This window comes from Rhodococcus sp. S3 (assembly GCF_058211795.1).
The window spans coordinates 3,292,081-3,309,527 of sequence record NZ_CM177074.1; the positions used below are offsets into that span (position 1 = coordinate 3,292,081).

The 17,447-nt window shown below is 67.7% G+C and carries 14 protein-coding genes; 3 read left to right on the top strand and 11 right to left on the bottom strand.

Annotated elements, in window-relative coordinates; translation table 11 throughout:
- Window positions 1–118: 118 nt before the first annotated feature.
- From AC0LPE_RS15430 to AC0LPE_RS15445, 4 genes are all read right to left on the bottom strand, one after another.
- Window positions 119–1,891, bottom strand: coding sequence for a SulP family inorganic anion transporter (locus tag AC0LPE_RS15430; RefSeq protein WP_490604773.1), 1,773 nt, complete (start codon window positions 1,889–1,891; stop codon window positions 119–121).
- A 119-nt stretch (window positions 1,892–2,010) separates the two neighbouring features.
- The gene (ilvC, locus tag AC0LPE_RS15435; RefSeq protein WP_016691198.1) at window positions 2,011–3,012 is read right to left on the bottom strand and encodes a ketol-acid reductoisomerase; all 1,002 of its coding nucleotides are present in this window, start codon (window positions 3,010–3,012) and stop codon (window positions 2,011–2,013) included.
- 50 nt (window positions 3,013–3,062) lie between these two features.
- Window positions 3,063–3,566 carry an acetolactate synthase small subunit gene (ilvN, locus tag AC0LPE_RS15440; RefSeq protein ID WP_006554535.1) on the bottom strand — a complete coding sequence of 168 codons (504 nt, stop codon included), beginning with the start codon at window positions 3,564–3,566 and terminating at the stop codon, window positions 3,063–3,065.
- Entirely contained in the window at window positions 3,563–5,503 is a 1,941-nt protein-coding gene (locus AC0LPE_RS15445; RefSeq protein WP_026060943.1) for an acetolactate synthase large subunit, read from the bottom strand. Before AC0LPE_RS15445 ends, ilvN begins: the two co-directional genes overlap by 4 nt.
- Before the next feature lie 266 nt (window positions 5,504–5,769).
- On the opposite strand from AC0LPE_RS15445, the gene AC0LPE_RS15450 reads away from it, so the two are divergent.
- Both AC0LPE_RS15450 and ilvD read left to right on the top strand, forming a co-directional pair.
- A complete protein-coding gene (locus AC0LPE_RS15450) occupies window positions 5,770–6,291 on the top strand; it encodes a PH domain-containing protein (protein ID WP_088897182.1) in 522 nt (173 codons plus the stop codon).
- 140 nt (window positions 6,292–6,431) lie between these two features.
- Entirely contained in the window at window positions 6,432–8,273 is a 1,842-nt protein-coding gene (ilvD, locus tag AC0LPE_RS15455; protein WP_016691195.1) for a dihydroxy-acid dehydratase, read from the top strand.
- A 79-nt stretch (window positions 8,274–8,352) separates the two neighbouring features.
- Here ilvD and AC0LPE_RS15460 read toward each other — a convergent pair whose 3' ends face one another.
- Window positions 8,353–9,111: a DoxX family protein gene (locus AC0LPE_RS15460; protein ID WP_016691194.1), complete on the bottom strand. Its 759-nt coding sequence runs from the start codon at window positions 9,109–9,111 to the stop codon at window positions 8,353–8,355.
- Window positions 9,112–9,188: 77 nt separating this feature from the next.
- Here AC0LPE_RS15460 and AC0LPE_RS15465 point away from each other — a divergent pair, with 77 nt between their 5' ends.
- Complete coding sequence (locus tag AC0LPE_RS15465) at window positions 9,189–10,334, top strand: PQQ-dependent sugar dehydrogenase (RefSeq protein ID WP_088897181.1); 1,146 nt, start codon at window positions 9,189–9,191, stop codon at window positions 10,332–10,334.
- On the opposite strand, the gene AC0LPE_RS15470 is transcribed toward AC0LPE_RS15465, so the two are convergent.
- The 6 genes from AC0LPE_RS15470 to AC0LPE_RS15495 form a co-directional block, all read right to left on the bottom strand.
- On the bottom strand, window positions 10,335–11,540 hold the full coding sequence (locus AC0LPE_RS15470; RefSeq protein WP_490604774.1) for a cation:proton antiporter: 1,206 nt from the start codon (window positions 11,538–11,540) through the stop codon (window positions 10,335–10,337).
- A 24-nt stretch (window positions 11,541–11,564) separates the two neighbouring features.
- Window positions 11,565–13,073: an Asp-tRNA(Asn)/Glu-tRNA(Gln) amidotransferase subunit GatB gene (gatB, locus tag AC0LPE_RS15475; RefSeq protein ID WP_088897180.1), complete on the bottom strand. Its 1,509-nt coding sequence runs from the start codon at window positions 13,071–13,073 to the stop codon at window positions 11,565–11,567.
- 42 nt (window positions 13,074–13,115) lie between these two features.
- On the bottom strand, window positions 13,116–14,144 hold the full coding sequence (locus tag AC0LPE_RS15480) for a 6-phosphofructokinase (RefSeq protein WP_019288390.1): 1,029 nt from the start codon (window positions 14,142–14,144) through the stop codon (window positions 13,116–13,118).
- A gap of 53 nt (window positions 14,145–14,197) precedes the next feature.
- Entirely contained in the window at window positions 14,198–15,403 is a 1,206-nt protein-coding gene (locus AC0LPE_RS15485) for an SNIPE associated domain-containing protein (protein WP_490604775.1), read from the bottom strand.
- Window positions 15,400–16,668: a hypothetical protein gene (locus AC0LPE_RS15490; RefSeq protein WP_490604776.1), complete on the bottom strand. Its 1,269-nt coding sequence runs from the start codon at window positions 16,666–16,668 to the stop codon at window positions 15,400–15,402. The genes AC0LPE_RS15485 and AC0LPE_RS15490 overlap by 4 nt, the downstream gene beginning before the upstream one ends.
- Before the next feature lie 96 nt (window positions 16,669–16,764).
- A complete protein-coding gene (locus tag AC0LPE_RS15495) occupies window positions 16,765–17,442 on the bottom strand; it encodes a response regulator (protein ID WP_016691187.1) in 678 nt (225 codons plus the stop codon).
- Window positions 17,443–17,447: the final 5 nt, after the last annotated feature.

The window sequence follows — 17,447 nt, forward strand, 5'->3', positions numbered from 1 at the left end:
CCTGTGTCGTGAATGTGTGAGTGGTCGACGGCGCTCGCGCCCGACAGCATGCGTGGGCACCCGCGACCGCCCACAGTTTAGTGCCCCAGCCCTTCCCGCGGGGCCACCGGGATCGGGATCACGGTGGTGCGGGCCCATCCTTCCGCGGGGGCGGGACGACGTCCCGCGGGGGTGCGTCGAGCACACTGCGCTCGATGCCGGGCTGGTTCCGGTGCCGGAAGGCCACCACGGCGGTGCGGACGGTCGGGTGGAATCGACCGTCCCGGAAGCGATTCCCGGTCTGCATCCGGTGCAGCTTATCCTTGACCGGACCCTTCATCGCGGCGAAGGCGAGCCGTATCCCCCGGTGGGCGAGATAGTCGTCGAGACGTTCGATCTCCTCGACGGCGCTGATGTCGAGGTCCGTGATCGGTTCGGCCGCGAGGACCACCCACTCGATGCGGTCCTCGCGTTCGCGGACGAGTTCGCGGACGAACTTCGTGAGGATCACGCCGTTCGCGAAGAACAGCGGGGCGTCGAACCGCACGAGCACGAGACCCGGGATCCGGTGGCCCTCGGGATGCCGTTCCCGGTCGTGATATCCGGCGACGTCCTCGAGTTCGACGAGTTCGGTCCGGTGGGGTTGCCAGGCGCGTACGACGACGGCGGCCAGCGACAACGCGATCGCGACGAGCACACCCTTCAGCACACCCGCGAGGCCGACCGCCACGAATGCGGCGAAGGACAAACAGAATTCGATCTTGTTGACCCGCCACAGGCGACCGAGCGCCCTCACGTCGACGAGGGCACTCGCCGCGACGATCACGACGGCACCGAGCGCCGCCTGCGGCAGGTACGCCGTCGCTCCCGGGGCCACCAGCAGGAAGATCGCGACCGTCACCGCTCCGACGGCGCCCGCGAGCTGGGTACGCGCTCCGGCCTGTTCGAGGACGGGCGTGCGACTGCCGCTGCCGCAGATCGGGAATCCGCCCGTGGCACCGGCTGAGATGTTCACCACACCGAGGGCACGCATCTCGGAGCTGCCGTCCACGTCCTCGCCCCGTCGCAGCGCGAACGAGCGCGACAGCACCGCGGTGTCGGCGAACGCGATGACGGCGACGGCGACGGCGGGTGCGAGCAGTTCGATCACGTCTCCGCGTTCGATCCCACCGAGAACGGGTGCGGGGATCCCGGAGGGCAACGCCCCCACCATCTCCACGTGCTCGGTGAGCCCGAACACCGCGACCGCCGCGGAGGCGGCGATCACCGCGACGAGCACCGCGGGTATGCGGGGAACGACCTTCTGCAGCACGAGGATGAGGGCGAGGGTGCCGACGCCGACGAGGAATCCGGCCGGCTCGACACCGTCCTCGAAGACGTCGTCGACGATGTCGAGAACCTCGGCGACGACACCGGATTCGTCGGCCGACGTGCCGAGCAGGAGCGGAAGCTGCCCGACGATGACGATGATCGCGATCGCGTTGAGGAAACCGAGCCGGATCGGTGTGGAGAGCAGATAGGTCAGGAATCCGAGGCGGAGTATTCCGCCGACGAGAAGGATGGCTCCGACGAGGAGCGCGAGCACACCGGCGAGGGCGACCGCGCGCTGCGGATCACCGTCGGCGGCGAGCGGGATCACCGCGGCCGCGATGAGCGGGGCGAGCGCGGAATCCGGTCCGAGCACGAGGATCCGGGACGGACCGACCACCGCGTACACGAGCATCGGCACGACGGTCGCGTAGAGACCGGTGTAGGGCGGCAGTCCCGCGGCCTGGGCGTATCCCATGCCGGTGGGGACGAGCAGTGCACTGAGCGCGAGGCCCGCCGTGACGTCGCTCCGCAGCCACCCCCGCCGGTAGGACCGGGCGGTGGCGACACCCGGGAGCCGCCCGAACGCGGCGAGTGGCCACATCAGCCAAGTATCCTCCGCGGCCTCGGCTCGTGGATGCGACATCGCTCACGCCGCACCGACGACGACGGCCCGGCACCCCCGTAGGGGTACCGGGCCGCCGTGACCGGATCAGGTGATTATCAGGCCGTCTCGGTGATGGGGCGATCGACCCAGCTCATCAGGTCGCGCAGCTGCTTGCCGACGACCTCGATGCCGTGCTCGGCGTTCTGCTTGCGCAGACCCTCGAGCTCCTTGTTGCCGCCCTCGACGTTGGCGACGAGACGCTTGACGAAGGTGCCGTCCTGGATGTCCTTCAGGATCTCCTTCATGCGCTCCTTGGTGCCGGCGTCGATGACGCGCGGGCCGGAGAGGTAGCCGCCGAACTCCGCGGTGTCGGACACCGAGTAGTTCATGCGGGCGATGCCACCCTCGTACATGAGGTCGACGATGAGCTTGAGCTCGTGGAGAACCTCGAAGTAGGCCATCTCGGGGGCGTAGCCCGCCTCGACCATGACGTCGAAGCCGGTCTTGACGAGTTCCTCGGTGCCACCACAGAGCACGGCCTGCTCGCCGAAGAGGTCGGTCTCGGTCTCTTCCTTGAAGGTGGTCTTGATGACGCCGGCGCGGGTGCCGCCGATGCCCTTGGCGTAGGACAGCGCGAGCGCCTGGCCCTCACCCTTGGGATCCTGGTGGACGGCGATGAGTGCGGGAACGCCCTTGCCGTCGACGAACTGACGACGCACGAGGTGGCCGGGGCCCTTGGGGGCGACCATCGCGACGGTCACGTTCTCGGGAGCCGTGATGAGACCGAAGTGGATGTTGAGGCCGTGGCCGAAGAACAGCGCGTCGCCGTCCTTCAGGTTGGGCTCGATGTCGTTGGTGAAGATCGACGCCTGGGCGGTATCGGGAGCGAGGACCATGATGACGTCGGCCCACTCGGAGACCTCGGCGGGGGTGCCGACGGTGAGACCGGCTTCCTCGGCCTTGGCCCGCGACTTCGAGCCCTCCTTCAGACCGATGCGAACGTCGACGCCCGAGTCGCGCAGGCTCAGCGAGTGCGCGTGTCCCTGACTGCCGTAGCCGATGACGGCGACCTTACGACCCTGGATGATCGACAGGTCGGCATCGTCGTCGTAGAACATCTCGACTGCCACAGTGATTACCTCTTTCAGCAAGTATGGGTGTGTTAAGGCTAACGGGTAGCCGTGATGGACTTCGGACCGCGTCCGACGGCGACGACACCGGACTGGACGATCTCGCGGATTCCGTACGGTTCGAGCATGCGCAGCAGCGCGTCGAGCTTGGACCGCGTACCGGTCGCCTCGATGGTCAGCGACTCGGGCGAGACGTCGATCACCTTGGCGCGGAACAGATTCACCGTCTCGATGACCTGGGTGCGCACGCTTGCGTCGGCACGCACCTTGATGAGCACGAGTTCGCGGGCGACGGACGCCTCGTCCTCCTGCTCGACGATCTTGATGACGTTGACGAGCTTGTTGAGCTGCTTGGTGACCTGCTCGAGCGGGAACTCGTCGACGGTCACCACGATCGTCATCCGCGAGATGTCGGGCACCTCGGTGCCACCGACGGCAAGGGATTCGATGTTGAAGCCGCGTCGCGAGAACAGCGATGCGACCCGGGCGAGCACGCCCGGCTTGTCCTCGACGAGAACACTGAGGGTGTGGCTCGTGCTCACTTGGTCTCCTCCTCGGCCGCGGCGTTCTCGCTGCGGGCTTCGAGCGCGTCGATGGTCTCGTGGATGACGGCGGGGTCGTCGGCAGCGGCGTCGTCGTCGAACAGCGGCCGGATGTCGCGGGCCGCCATGATCTCGTCGTTGCTCGTGCCGGCGGCGACCATCGGCCACACCTGCGCGTCCTTGCCGACGATGAAGTCGATCACCACGGGACGGTCGTTGATCTCCTGCGCCCGGCGGATCGCCGGCTCGACGTCCTCCTCGCGCTCGACGCGGATGCCCACGCAGCCGAGGGCCTCGGCGAGCTTGACGAAGTCGGGGATGCGCAGCGAGTGCGTCGCCAGGTCGGTGTTCGAGTACCGCTCCTCGTAGAAGAGGGTCTGCCACTGCCGGACCATGCCGAGATTGCCGTTGTTGATGAGCGCGACCTTGATCGGCACACCCTCGACGGCACACGTCGCGAGTTCCTGGTTGGTCATCTGGAAGCAGCCGTCGCCGTCGATGGCCCACACCTCGGTGTCGGGGCAACCCATCTTGGCGCCCAGAGCCGCGGGCACCGCGTAGCCCATGGTGCCGAGACCACCCGAGTTGAGCCACGTGCGGGGCTTCTCGTAGTCGACGAACTGCGCCGCCCACATCTGGTGCTGACCGACGCCCGCGCAGTAGATCGCGTCGGGACCGGCGAGCTTGCCGACAGCCTGGATGACGTACTGCGGCGACAGGGTGTCGTCGGTGGGACGGTCGTAGCTCAGCGGGTAGGTGCGACGGATGTCGTCGAGGTAGGCCCACCATGCCGAGTAGTCGAGCTTCGTGCCGGTCGCCAGGTCGGCGCGGATGGCCTCGAGCAGCTCGACGATGACCTCTTTGCAGTCACCGACGATCGGCACGTCGGCGTGCCGGTTCTTGCCGATCTCCGCCGGGTCGATGTCGGCGTGGATGACCTTGGCGTCGGGCGCGAAGGAGTCGAGCTGACCGGTGACGCGGTCGTCGAAGCGGGCACCGAGGGTGACGAGCAGGTCGCTCTTCTGCAGGGCGGCCACCGCGGCGACGTTGCCGTGCATGCCGGGCATGCCGCAGTGCAGGTTGTGGCTGTCGGGGAACGCGCCGCGGGCCATGAGCGTCGTGACGACCGGGATGCCGGTCAGCTCGGCGAGCTCGAGCAGCTCGGCCGACGCCTCGGCCTTGATGACACCGCCGCCGACGTACAGGACGGGGTTCTTCGCGTCGGCGATCAGTCGCGCGGCCTCGCGGACCTGCTTGCCGTGCGGCTTCGTCACCGGGCGGTAGCCGGGCAGGTGCATCTCCGGCGGCCAGCTGAAGGTGGTCTGAGCCTGGAGGATGTCCTTGGGGATGTCGACGAGGACCGCGCCCGGGCGGCCCGAGGAGGCGAGGTAGAACGCCTCGGCCAGGATGCGCGGGATGTCGGCGCCGTCGGTGACCAGGAAGTTGTGCTTCGTGATCGGCATCGTGATGCCGGAGATGTCGGCTTCCTGGAAGGCGTCGGTGCCGATGAGCGGGCGACCGACCTGGCCGGTGATCGCGACGACGGGCACGGAGTCCATCTGCGCGTCGGCGAGCGGGGTGACGAGGTTCGTCGCGCCCGGACCCGAGGTGGCCATGCAGACGCCGACCTTGCCGGTGGCCTGGGCGTAACCGGTGGCAGCGTGCCCGGCGCCCTGCTCGTGACGGACGAGCACGTGGCGCACGCGTCGCGAATCGAAGAGCGGGTCGTAGACGGGCAGGATCGCGCCGCCTGGAATGCCGAATACCGTGTCGACCTCGAGTTCCTCGAGTGCGCGGACCACCGACTGGGCGCCGGTGACCCGCTCGGGGGCGACCTGGCGTCGGTTGGCGGGCTGCGTTGCGGCAGCTGCGGGAGTCGGGGTGGCGGACCCCGGCTTTCGCGGCGAGGGTTGAGGCCGTGCGGTTGGTGCGCTCACTGCGAATTCCTCTGATTCTGGCTCCGGGCAACAAAAAACCCTCGTCAGCAAGTCTGCTGTACGAGGGTGGCGCGTCGTGGGCGAGTTGCGAAATGCGGCTCAGGCGACGACGCGCCGGCCGATTACGAGCAACCCATTCTGATTCACGCGCTCGACGGTAGGCGCATGGTGTCCAGACAGTCAACTTGGTGCGGTCCACTGTCCCAGAATGTGAGATGCCGCGGCTGCAGTGCGAAGATGTAGAGGTGTCATCTTCCCAGCAGCCCGTGCCACCGATTCCATCATCCCACACGCCCGATTCGGCGACGCAGGTCATCCAGATCTCGCGACTGTCGTTCCTCGCGTGCGCTCTGCTCCTCCTCGCCCTCGCCTCCCCCGCGCTGGCGTGGCCGGAGGCCTTCGCATGGACGCTGATCATTCCGTTCCTCGTCGCCGCCTGGATCGTGCGGGTACGCACCGTCGTCGGCCCCGAGGGCATCGTCGCGCGGGCGACCTTCAAGACCACGAGTCTCGAGTGGGATCAGCTCGACGGCCTCCGGTTCCCGAAGCGGGGCTGGGCCCGCGCACGGCTCACCGACGGCAGCGAGGTCGCACTGCCGGTCGTCACCTTCGGCCGGCTGCCGCAACTGTCGGAAGCAAGCGGAGGCCGCATCCCCGATCCGTACGCGGCAGCACAGCGCGCGGAGGAGAAGGCACACCGCGAGGAGGCGGCCGCCGAAGCCGGTTCGGACGCCGAAACCACCGAGGACGCAATCACCGTCGAGAAGAAGGACGACCGCTCCTCCTGATCCTCGCGACCGGGTGCGAATAGGTGCATCCGGAAGCACGCGAGTAGATTCGTCGGTGCCGTTGCCCGGATCCGCACAGCCCGGCGACCGGACGCGGCCCGGCCGATTGCGCACACAGCCACCGTCAAGGAAGTCAGCCCATGCCCCCGTTGAGGTCACGCACCACCACCGTCGGACGAAACGCCGCGGGAGCGCGCTCCCTGTGGCGCGCCACCGGCCTGACCGATTCCGACTTCGGCAAGCCGATCGTCGCGATCGCGAACTCCTACACGCAGTTCGTACCGGGTCACGTCCACCTCAAGGACGTCGGTGAGATCGTCGCGAAGGCCGTGCGCGAAGCAGGCGGCGTGGCGCGCGAGTTCCACACCATCGCCGTCGACGACGGCATCGCCATGGGCCACGGCGGCATGCTCTACTCGCTGCCGAGCCGCGAGATCATCGCCGACTCCGTCGAATACATGGTCAACGCGCACACCGCCGACGCGCTGGTGTGCATCTCGAACTGCGACAAGATCACGCCCGGCATGCTCAATGCCGCGATGCGCCTGAACATCCCGACGATCTTCGTCTCCGGCGGTCCGATGGAGGCCGGCAAGGCCGTCGTCGTCAACGGTGTCGCCCACGCGCCCACCGACCTCATCACCGCCATCTCGGCCTCCGCCAGCGAGGCCGTCGACGACGCGGGTCTCGACGAGGTCGAGCGCAGCGCGTGCCCGACCTGCGGTTCGTGCTCGGGCATGTTCACCGCCAACTCGATGAACTGCCTCACCGAGGCCCTCGGTCTCGCGCTGCCCGGCAACGGTTCGACCCTCGCCACCCACGAGGCGCGACGCGCACTGTTCGAGACCGCCGGCACGACCATCGTCGAAGCGGCCCTGCGCTACTACCGCGACGACGACGAGTCGGTGCTGCCGCGCAACATCGCCACCCCGGCCGCCTTCCGCAACGCGATGGCGCTCGACGTCGCGATGGGTGGTTCCACCAACACCGTGCTGCACACCCTCGCGGCCGCACAGGAGGGTGAGGTCGACTTCGACCTGACCACCATCGACGAGATCAGCCGCCGGGTGCCCTGCCTGGCGAAGGTCTCCCCGAACTCCGACTACCACATGGAGGACGTGCACCGCGCCGGTGGCATCCCCGCGATCCTCGGCGAGCTGCGCCGCGGTGGCCTGCTCGAGACCGACGTCTCGACGGTCCACACGAAGAGCTTCGACGAGTGGCTCGACACCTGGGACATCCGTTCCGGCAAGGCGTCCGAGACGGCCCTCGAGCTGTTCCACGCCGCCCCGGGCGGTGTGCGCACCACCGAACCGTTCTCGACCGACAACCGCTGGTCGTCGCTCGACACCGATGCCGCGAACGGCTGCATCCGCGACATCGAGCACGCCTACACCGTCGAGGGCGGCCTGTGCGTGCTGCGCGGCAATCTCGCACCGGACGGCGCGATCCTCAAGACCGCCGGTATCGACGAGGACCTGTTCCACTTCGAGGGCCCGGCCTATGTCGTCGAGTCCCAGGAAGAGGCCGTCTCGGTCATCCTCGGCAAGAAGATCAAGGCCGGCGACGTCGTCGTCGTCCGCTACGAGGGCCCCGCCGGCGGCCCCGGCATGCAGGAGATGCTGCACCCCACCTCCTTCCTCAAGGGCATCGGCCTGGGCAAGGTGTGCGCCCTGATCACCGACGGCCGCTTCTCCGGCGGCACGTCCGGTCTGTCCATCGGGCACGTCTCCCCCGAGGCCGCGTCCGGTGGTGTGATCGGCCTGATCGAACAGGGCGACCGGATCCGCATCGACGTCGCGACCCGCACCCTCGAGGTGCTCGTCGACGACGAGGTGCTCGCCGATCGTCGCGCGAAGATGGAGGCCTCCGAGCGTCCGTGGCAGCCCGTCGACCGTGAGCGCACGGTCTCGAAGGCACTGCGCGCCTACGCCGCTCTGGCGACCTCCGCCGACAAGGGTGCCGTGCGGCGCCTGCCGTAACACCTCACGACAACAAGAGCGAGGGCCCCGCGATCATCCCGATCGCGGGGCCCTCGCCCGTTGTCCGTTCTTACGTATGTCAGCGTCCGAAGATCCACAGGCACACGCCGGCCGCCACACCCAGCAGCAGCACGACGAACGAGCCCAGGAACGGACGTGTCGCCCAGCCTCGTCGCCCGTCGATCGCGATGCGTCCCGGTCCGGTGAGGGTGATCGCCACCGCGCAGGCGACGAGGAGCGCCTCGAACTCGAAGCCCGACGATTCGGCTGCGAAGAACTGGACGCCCGGTTCGAGTTCGTGTTTGAACAACACCGCGTTGACCATGATCGCGACGACCGCGGCAGCGGCGAACGGGGTGAGCAGACCCAGGACGAGCAGTCCTCCGGCCGCGATCTCACCGACCGCGCCGACGATCGCGAGCACGGCGGGCTGCTGGTATCCCGCATCGCGGAGCAACGACTCGAAACCGTCGAGACCCGGTCCGTTCCACAGGCCCACCAGTTTCTGCAGTCCGTGGGCGACGAGGATCGCCCCGACCGCCGCCCGCAGGACGAACAGACCGAGGTCGAGGGTTCCGCGGCGCACCTTCGGGGTCTGCTCACCGACGGCCACCGCGCCGCCCGCATCCGCACCGTAGACCGGTTCCGGCCGGTACATCTGCTCGGTGGGAGCGGCGTAGGCGTCGCTGCCGAGGGGGGTTCCGCTCGCGCTGAAGTCGTCGTCGGATCCGAGATACGACTCACGTGGTCGGCGCATCTCGAGTGTGCGTTCGTCGGGCTGGTCGCCGTAGGGATTCGAACCCGCGTCCGGTATGCCACCGTTCTTGTTGTCGGCCACGCCCCCAGCCTAGGCCCGGGACCGCCCCCGTACCCGGCATCCGCGGGTGCGCGCGTCGTGCCGGTAACGTTTGCGGCATGACACGGGGTGCGCGGTGGACCGGTTCGTGGGGCGTACGGGCGGCAGCGACGGCGCTCGCCGTCGGAGTTCTCGCCGTTCCCTCCTGCGCCCGCTTCGACGACTCCGCGTCGACCCCGTTCACCCCCGAACCCACCTTCGATCCGGGACCGGGCGTCGGCCCCCAGGACCCCACCGAGACGACGACGCCGAGCGCCTCCCCCAAGCCACCGGGGCCGTGTGTCGATCCGGATCCGTCCGTGATCGCGACCTGCCTCGACGTCACCGGCGGCCTGGTGACGATGCCCGACGGCAACTCCGCGCTCGTCACCGAGCGTCGGACGGGTCGGATACTGCAGGTCGCGCCGGAGACCGAACCGGTGGAGATCGCGACCATCCCCGTCGACGGTTCCGGGGACGGTGGGCTGCTCGATGTGGCGCTCTCCCCCACCTTCGCCGAGGATCGGCTGCTCTACGCCTACATCACCACGGCTTCCGACAACCGCGTCGTCCGCATCGCCGCGGGTGACACGCCCAAGGATGTGCTGACGGGGATCCCCCGCGGCGCGACGGGCAATTCCGGCGCCATCGAGTTCGTTTCGCCCACCGAACTCGCCGTCCTGACCGGCGACGCCGGAAACGCAGCGGCCGCAAACGATCCGAACGCCCTGTCCGGCAAGCTCCTGAACCTGCCGCTCCCGGCACCCGGCGCGGCACCCGCTCCCTCGGTGATGCTGTCGGGCATCGGCACCGCAGGCGATGTGTGCCGCGATCCGAACGGCAATCTGTGGGTCACCGACCGCACTCCCCTCGAGGACCGGCTCCAGCGGGTCGGGGTCGACGGCTCGACCGGCACCGGCCCGGCCTGGACGTGGCCCGAGCGGCCCGGTGTCGCCGGGTGCGCAGCAGCTCCCGACGGGATCGCGATCTCGCTCACTGACGCGAAGGCCGTCGCGGTCGTCGCCACCGACCCGGGCACCGGAGCGGTCACGGCGTCGCCCGTCCTCGCGGCGGAGGACCGCTACGGCATGCTGCGCGGCGCCGCTTCGTCGCCCGACGGACTGCTGTGGGTCTCGACGGTCAACAAGTCCGGTTCCGAACCGGGACCGAACGACGACCGCGTCGTCCGCATCCAGTTCCCGGCCGGTGGCGGCGGATTCGACTGATCACGCCCGCTCCGGCGTCTCCGCCGGTTCGGTGCGGTGGAGCAGTCCCGCGAGCATCGGGAGCACGAGGACGGTGACGGCACCCGCCGCCACGAGGATCGACGCGCTCGCGTTCGTCATCTGATCGGCACTCACCGCGACGCCCGTGACCGCGACGATCAGGGGCAGACCCGTCGTCGAGTACAGGGCGATCTGCACCTGTTCGGAGGTTCCGAACATCCGGTTCCCTGTCTCGTCGCGTTCGAGGCGCGACGCGACGAACACCGGCACACCCCGTACCAGGACGAGCAGTCCGAGGAATGCCAGCAGGATCCCCGGTGCGCGCACGACGGCACCGACGTCGATCGCCATGCCCGAGGTGACGAAGAAGATCGGGATGAGGAAGCCGTATCCGAGACCGTCGAGCTTCTTCTCGAGCCGCTCGTCGCCCGCCGGGATCGTGCGACGCAGGATGAAGCCGGCCGCGAAGGCACCGAGGATGATGTCGAGGTCGAAGACGGCGGCGACGGCGATGAGTCCGACGAGCAACAGCATCGTCAGTCGCACCGGCACCTGGGCGGTGGTGTCGGAGCCGAGCCGGACGAACTGGGTGAACCGTGAACCTTCCCGCAGGATCCAGGTCGGCAGCACGGCGACGACGACGGCCACGACCGCGAACGCCAGCAGGACGATCAGCGAGCCGAGTGCGCCGCGTGCACCGAGCAGGGTCGCCATGGCCACGACGGGCAACAGCTCGCCGAACGCACCGTGGTTGAGCACCGAGCGTCCGAGTGGGGTCGCGACGAGCCCGCGGTCGGCAAGGATCGGCAGGAGCGTCCCCAGCGCGGTGGACGTCAGGGCGATCGCCACGGCGATCTCGGCGTGCACCTGACCTGCAGCTCCGAGCGCGGCGACGGTGCCGAGCGCCAGCAGCATGCACACGCACCAGGTGAGCATCGCGCGGCGCCCACCCCGCCCGCGCAACTCGGCCGGGTCGATCTCGTATCCGGCGAGCAGGAAGAGCATCCCCAGGCCGAGTTCGCGCAGGATGCCGATCTCGCTGCCCGTCTCCGCGAGGTCGAGCGCGTAGGGGCCGATGAGGACACCGGCCACCAGCAGCAGCACGACCTCGGGGACCAGCCGTCGCGGAACGGCGCCGGCGATCAGCGGTGCCAGCACCGCCGCGACGGCGATCCAGAACAGCGAGGTGGCTACAGCAGCGTCCATCGCCGCTACTCTAGCCGCGCAAGATCAACTGCACGCGGCGATGACGAGTTCCTTCACGCGCGCCGGATCGGCCTGTCCGCGAGTGGCCTTCATGACGTCGCCGACGATCTTGCCGGCCGCCTGGACCTTGCCGGAGCGGATCTTGTCGGCGATGTCGGGGTTGGCGGCCAGAGCGGCGTCGACCGCGGCCTGCAGCGCCGAATCGTCGCGCACGACCTCGAGACCACGCGCGGCGACCACTTCGTCGGGCTCGCCCTCACCGGCGAGCACACCGTCGACGACCTGACGGGCCAGCTTGTTCGTCAGCTTGCCGTCGGCCACCAGCGCGATGACGCGAGCGACCTGCTCGGGTGTGATGGGCAGTTCGACGAGTTCGACACCGCGGGTGTTGGCCTGCTGGGCCAGGTAGGCGACCCACCACGAGCGGGCCTCCGAGGCGGGAGCGCCGGCCTCGGTGGTCGCGATGACGAGATCGAGCGCACCGGCGTTGACGAGGTCGCGCATCTCCTCGTCGGAGACACCCCAGTCGGCCTGGATGCGGGCGCGACGCAGCCACGGCAGCTCGGGCAGCGTCGCGCGCAGCTCCTCGACCCAGGCGGCGTCGGGCGCGATCGGCTCGAGGTCGGGCTCCGGGAAGTACCGGTAGTCCTCGGCGGTTTCCTTGCGGCGACCGGGCGAGGTGGTGCCGTCGGCCTCCTGGAAGTGCCGGGTCTCCTGGATCACCTCACCACCGGAGACCAGCACGGCAGCCTGGCGCCGCATCTCGTAGCGGACCGCGACCTCGACGGACTTGAGGGAGTTGACGTTCTTCGTCTCGGTGCGGGTACCGAACTCCTTCGCGCCGATGGGCATCAGCGAGATGTTCGCGTCGCACCGCATCGAGCCCTGGTCCATGCGGACGTCGGAGACGTCGAGGGCCTTGAGCAGGTCGCGCAGGGCGGTGACGTAGGCGCGGGCGACCTCGGGGGCACGCTCGCCGGCACCGACGATCGGCTTGGTGACGATCTCGACGAGCGGAACCCCGGCACGGTTGTAGTCGAGCAGCGAGTGGCTCGCACCGTGGATGCGACCGGTGGCGCCACCGACGTGCAGCGACTTGCCGGTGTCCTCCTCCATGTGCGCGCGCTCGATGTCGACCCGCCAGGTGGTGCCGTCGTCGAGCACGACGTCGAGATATCCGTCGGTGGCGATCGGCTCGTCGTACTGCGAGATCTGGTAGTTCTTCGGCTGATCGGGGTAGAAGTAGTTCTTCCGCGCGAAGCGACCCCACGGGGTGATCGAGCAGTTCAGCGCGAGGCCGATGCGGATCGCGGACTCGACCGCGGCCTGGTTGACGACGGGCAGTGCCCCCGGCAGACCGAGGCAGACCGGGCACACCTGCGTGTTGGGCTCGGCGCCGAAAGCCGTCGGGCAGCCGCAGAACATCTTGGTGGCGGTGTGCAGCTCGACGTGCACCTCCATGCCCATCACGGGCTCGAACTTCGCGAGCACGTCGTCGTAGGCGAGCAGGTCAGCGGACACGGAGGCAGTCATGGTGTCGATTTTAGACGGCGCCGACAGTGCCGCCGCGCGGCCTCACCCGAACAGGATCCGCATCTCCTGATAGCGCTCGTCGGGCACGTACTTCGGTTCGGCGAGCTCGTCGAAATCGACCCGGGCGATGTCGGTGCCGTGCAGCGCGACCATGTGCCCCCAGTCCTCCTCGGCGACGAGATCGGTCACCGCCATACCCAGTCGCGTGGCGAGTACCCGGTCGAATGCCGTGGGGACACCGCCCCGTTGGATGTGGCCGAGCACCGTCGCGCGGGCCTCGACACCGGTGTGCTTCTCGATGAGCGGCGCGAGCACCTCCGCGATCCCGCCGAGGCGCGGCCGGTCGAATCCATCGAGTCCCTTGGTGGAGTACGCCTCCTCCATCTCGGGGAGCGTGAAGCCCTCCGCGACGACGACCATCGGCGAACGTCCGCGGTTGCGGACACTCGTCACCCACTCGCAGATCTGTTCGAGGCTCTCGGGGTGCTCGGGGATGAGGATGGCGTGTGCGCCGCCGGCGGTACCGGCGTGCAGCGCGATCCATCCGGCGTGCCGGCCCATGACCTCGAGCACCATGCAGCGTTTGTGGGAGTTGCCGGTGGTCCGGAGGCGGTCGATCGCCACCGTCGCGATCTCGACGGCCGTGTCGAAACCGAAGGTGTAGTCGGTGTGGCTGAGGTCGTTGTCGATCGTCTTCGGCACACCGACGATGCGGATCCCTTCACCGAACAGTCGCTTCGAGGCGGCAGCGGTGCCCTCGCCCCCGATGGCGATCACGGCGTCGATCCCGAGGCGGTCGAGGGTCTTCTGGATGTTCTGCGCCCCACCGTCGGGTCCCTGGTACGGACCGAACCGGCTCGTACCGAGGATCGTGCCACCCTGTTGGGCGAGACCGCGAACACGGCTGCGGTCCAACGGGATCACATCGCCCTCGACGAGACCGCGCCAGCCGTCGAGGAATCCGACGAACTCCTGTCCGTGGACCTCGGTCCCCTTGAGCACCGCACCGCGGATGACCGCGTTGAGACCGGGGCAGTCCCCGCCACTGGTGAGAATTCCGATCCTCGTCATCCATACCTCCATGGACTCGACTTCGTGCCGGTGCCAATCCTGCCTTTCGAGAGCTAGGACCGCAGTGGAGACTCGGGCCAATATCGCACGGATTGGAAGTACTGGGTTGCTTCGGGTTCGGTGGTGTACTCGAGCAGGTTACCGACCTTGGTCGCGAGTACATCGCGGACTTGTTCCGGGCTCGCGAAGAAGAACTCGCGGCGCACGTTCGCATGGTTGACCCGGTACTTCGAGAACTCCTTGTGGAGTTCGTTCTCCAACGCGACGGCATCGTCCGAGAAGTACAGAGCGTGTACATCGAACGGAAACGGTACCGAGGCACCGCTCAGTTCTCGGATTCTGTCGATGGGGTCGAGCCGACGCGTGAGTCCGATCTTGACGACGTTTCGTCCGAAAGCACCGATGTTCGAGATCACGTACACATAGCCGGCCCGGATATTCGCCGCGCGGTAGTCGTTGTCGGCTATCGCTGCGTCCAGCCGGGCGATCTCTCGCTCGGCATCGGCACGCTGGGCCGGATCCTGGATGCGAGCAAGCACGTTTCGATAGTGTTCCCGCTCCTTGTCGAGTTCCTGCCTCCTGCGAGCGAGTTCCTGCTCGACCTTGCGTTCTTCGCGAAGTCGTTCGCGCTCTTCTCGTGCGGCCTCGCGTTCCTCGCTGAGTCTCGTCTGATGGTCGGCCGTCAGTTCGATCTCGGTGATGCGGAGACGGTGATATGCCGGGTCGATCCGCATCTGCATCGAGGCGCCCAACTTCTCGATATCGGTAGCGGCCTTGTCCAGGCGCTTGATCGCGGTCTGCAGATTCCCCGCCCGGATCGCGCGGACACAGTTCTCGGCCTCTGCGTTGTATGCGCGCAGCATCAACTTGCCGAGATCACGAGTGAGGCGACGGCCTTCTGCGAGGGAATTGTTGAAGCTGAACTGTTTGCCCACCTCGATGGCACGACCGTCTGTGATCGACGACCGGATCTCGTCCCGCAGATCCTTCAATCGCTCCTGGTAGGCAGCGGCGTTCTCCAATGGGTGGTGATATTCGTAGAGACCGACCTCCTGAAGCACGAGGGCGTCTTCGACGGTGATCAACCGATCGTCCGAGGGAAGATCCCTTCCGACCGGTGCGCCTTGTGGTGGGGAAATGGGCCGCGCCGACAATTGAGCGGTCAACTCCGCCACCCGGTCGACGAGTTCGGCCGCCTCCCGCTCCTTGGCGATCAACGTGCGACGGAGAGCAGTGATCGTTTCCTGAGCGTCGGTCATCCTCGAACTCCTGTCCCGGCCAAGGGCACCAGCCCGTACGGATTCTTCGACACTGCGGCAGACAGATGCTTCAACGTCTGGGCGGGCTCCACGCGTGACAGATCCAGAGCCATGAACGTTTCTCGGTCCACAGCCAATTGCAGGAGTGCCACTGTGGCATCACGCCCGGTAGCGGGGTCCACGGCATCCGCCACAACGGTGAGCGACACGGCGTCGATCACGGCTTCACGGTCTGCCTCGAACACTTCGTGTGCGGTTCGCAGCGCCACTTGATTCACCGCGTTGTTGTACCGCCGCTTCAGGTCGGTCGCGGAGAGCGGAGTCCGAACGATCTCGTCGCTCGCCTTCACATATCGAACCGATTTGGTGGACGGAAACTCCTCAGGTGCAGGAACGGCAACCGAAACCTTCAGTTCCCGATCCTCGGAGTTGTAGCTGTACTCGTGCACTACGTCGAAGCATTCGGGATAAGCCGAATTCGCCAGAACGATACCGACGTACTCCTCCAGCGCGGCAGGTTCGCGACGGCGCAACCCGGCGATCAATCTGTCGAGTTTCTCGTTGGCAACCTCCACATCGCGTAGACGGCGTTCTTCTGCGGCCTCGTGCACGCGCATCGACTGTTCGAGCCGCCGGTAGCGTTCGCGTTCGTAGGTGCGCCAGCGGTCACGTAGAACTGCGTTCTGTCGGAATGTCTCCTGGAAGGCATCCCACCAGCCACGCATGTGCTCCCTGTGGACTTCTGCAGCCGCGGAGAGTTCAGCGTTGTATCGGCGATTTCCTCCCAACGCGGCGCCGAGTCCCGACGGCTTGCTCGGCGGCACGAAGCGCGGTTGATCGGGTAGTGCGAAGTACTGAGGTTGCTGCGTGGGCGTCTGCAATTCGCCCGGAGGGTGAAAGCTTCGCCTTTCGACCGACTGTTTCAGCGCTTCGAGATCGACCCGATCGTCCACGTCGAGGGTGGCTGCCAGCAAGTCCTCGATGTCCTGGAGTTGCGTGGCGATCAGTGCGTTCTCCTGGGCTGCCTCCGCCTCTCGCTGCGCTACGTATGCGGCCTTCGCTTCCTTCTCCAACCTGGCACGATCGGCAGCTGCCGCACGCTGTGCTGCTGCCTCGGCGCGTTCTCGCTCACGTGCGGCTCGTTGCATGGCAGCAACGGTCCGGTTGTGCTCCCGGACTGCTGCCCTCTGCTGTTGCGCTTGTCGCTGCGCAGCCAGCCGCTGTTGATGCTGGAGTTCGGCGAAGAACCCACGTCGTCGTGCCATACCTCTTGATACACCACAAGATCGACGACGAATCCTGACAGGCACACCTACATCATCGAGTCTTCACTCCATGTCGACCGACCTGTATCGATGTCTCTAGCCGGGTGTGACGAGACCGGACTCGTAGGCGAGCACCACGGCCTGTGCCCGGTCGCGCAGGTGCAGTTTTGCGAGAACCTTGCCGACGTGGGTCTTCACGGTCTGCTCGGCGACGAACAATCGTTCTGCGATCTCGGTGTTCGACAGGCCGTGCGCGATCAGTTCGAGCACCTCGAGTTCGCGTGGGGTGAGCGGATCGAGGACGCGGTCGCGCCCTCTTGCCGGCCGGCGTCGGCTGGTGACGTCGGCGATCAGGCGGCGGGTGACGGTCGGCGCGAGCAGTGCCTGACCATCGGCGACCACCCTCACGGCTCGCACGAGTTCGTCGGCGGGGGCGTCCTTGAGCAGAAACCCGCTCGCTCCCATCCCGAGCGCTTCGTAGACGTAGTCGTCGAGGTCGAAGGTGGTGAGCATGAGCACCTTCGACCGCGGCTCACGGGTGTCGGCAAGGATGTGCCGCGCCGCGTCGAGGCCGTTCATCTCGGGCATGCGCACGTCCATGAGGACGACGTCGGGCCGCAGTCGCGCGACCTCCGAGACGGCCGCTCGACCGTCGGGGGCATCGCCGACGACGCTGATGTCGGGCTGGGCTCCGAGCAGCGCTCCGAAGCCTTGCCGGACCATGGCCTGGTCGTCGGCGATGAACACGGTGATGGGAGGGTGCGGTTCGGTCATCGGCA

What these genes read in the sequence shown, in the direction of transcription:
- AC0LPE_RS15465 (WP_088897181.1), top strand. Translation starts at nt 9,189, where the DNA reads ATGACACGGGGTGCGCGGTGGACCGGTTCGTGGGGCGTACGGGCGGCA.
- AC0LPE_RS15495 (WP_016691187.1), bottom strand. Translation starts at nt 17,442, where the DNA reads ATGACCGAACCGCACCCTCCCATCACCGTGTTCATCGCCGACGACCAG.
- gatB (WP_088897180.1), bottom strand. Translation starts at nt 13,073, where the DNA reads ATGACTGCCTCCGTGTCCGCTGACCTGCTCGCCTACGACGACGTGCTC.
- AC0LPE_RS15485 (WP_490604775.1), bottom strand. Translation starts at nt 15,403, where the DNA reads ATGACCGACGCTCAGGAAACGATCACTGCTCTCCGTCGCACGTTGATC.
- ilvD (WP_016691195.1), top strand. Translation starts at nt 6,432, where the DNA reads ATGCCCCCGTTGAGGTCACGCACCACCACCGTCGGACGAAACGCCGCG.
- AC0LPE_RS15490 (WP_490604776.1), bottom strand. Translation starts at nt 16,668, where the DNA reads ATGGCACGACGACGTGGGTTCTTCGCCGAACTCCAGCATCAACAGCGG.
- ilvC (WP_016691198.1), bottom strand. Translation starts at nt 3,012, where the DNA reads ATGTTCTACGACGACGATGCCGACCTGTCGATCATCCAGGGTCGTAAG.
- AC0LPE_RS15470 (WP_490604774.1), bottom strand. Translation starts at nt 11,540, where the DNA reads ATGGACGCTGCTGTAGCCACCTCGCTGTTCTGGATCGCCGTCGCGGCG.
- AC0LPE_RS15430 (WP_490604773.1), bottom strand. Translation starts at nt 1,891, where the DNA reads ATGTGGCCACTCGCCGCGTTCGGGCGGCTCCCGGGTGTCGCCACCGCC.
- AC0LPE_RS15480 (WP_019288390.1), bottom strand. Translation starts at nt 14,144, where the DNA reads ATGACGAGGATCGGAATTCTCACCAGTGGCGGGGACTGCCCCGGTCTC.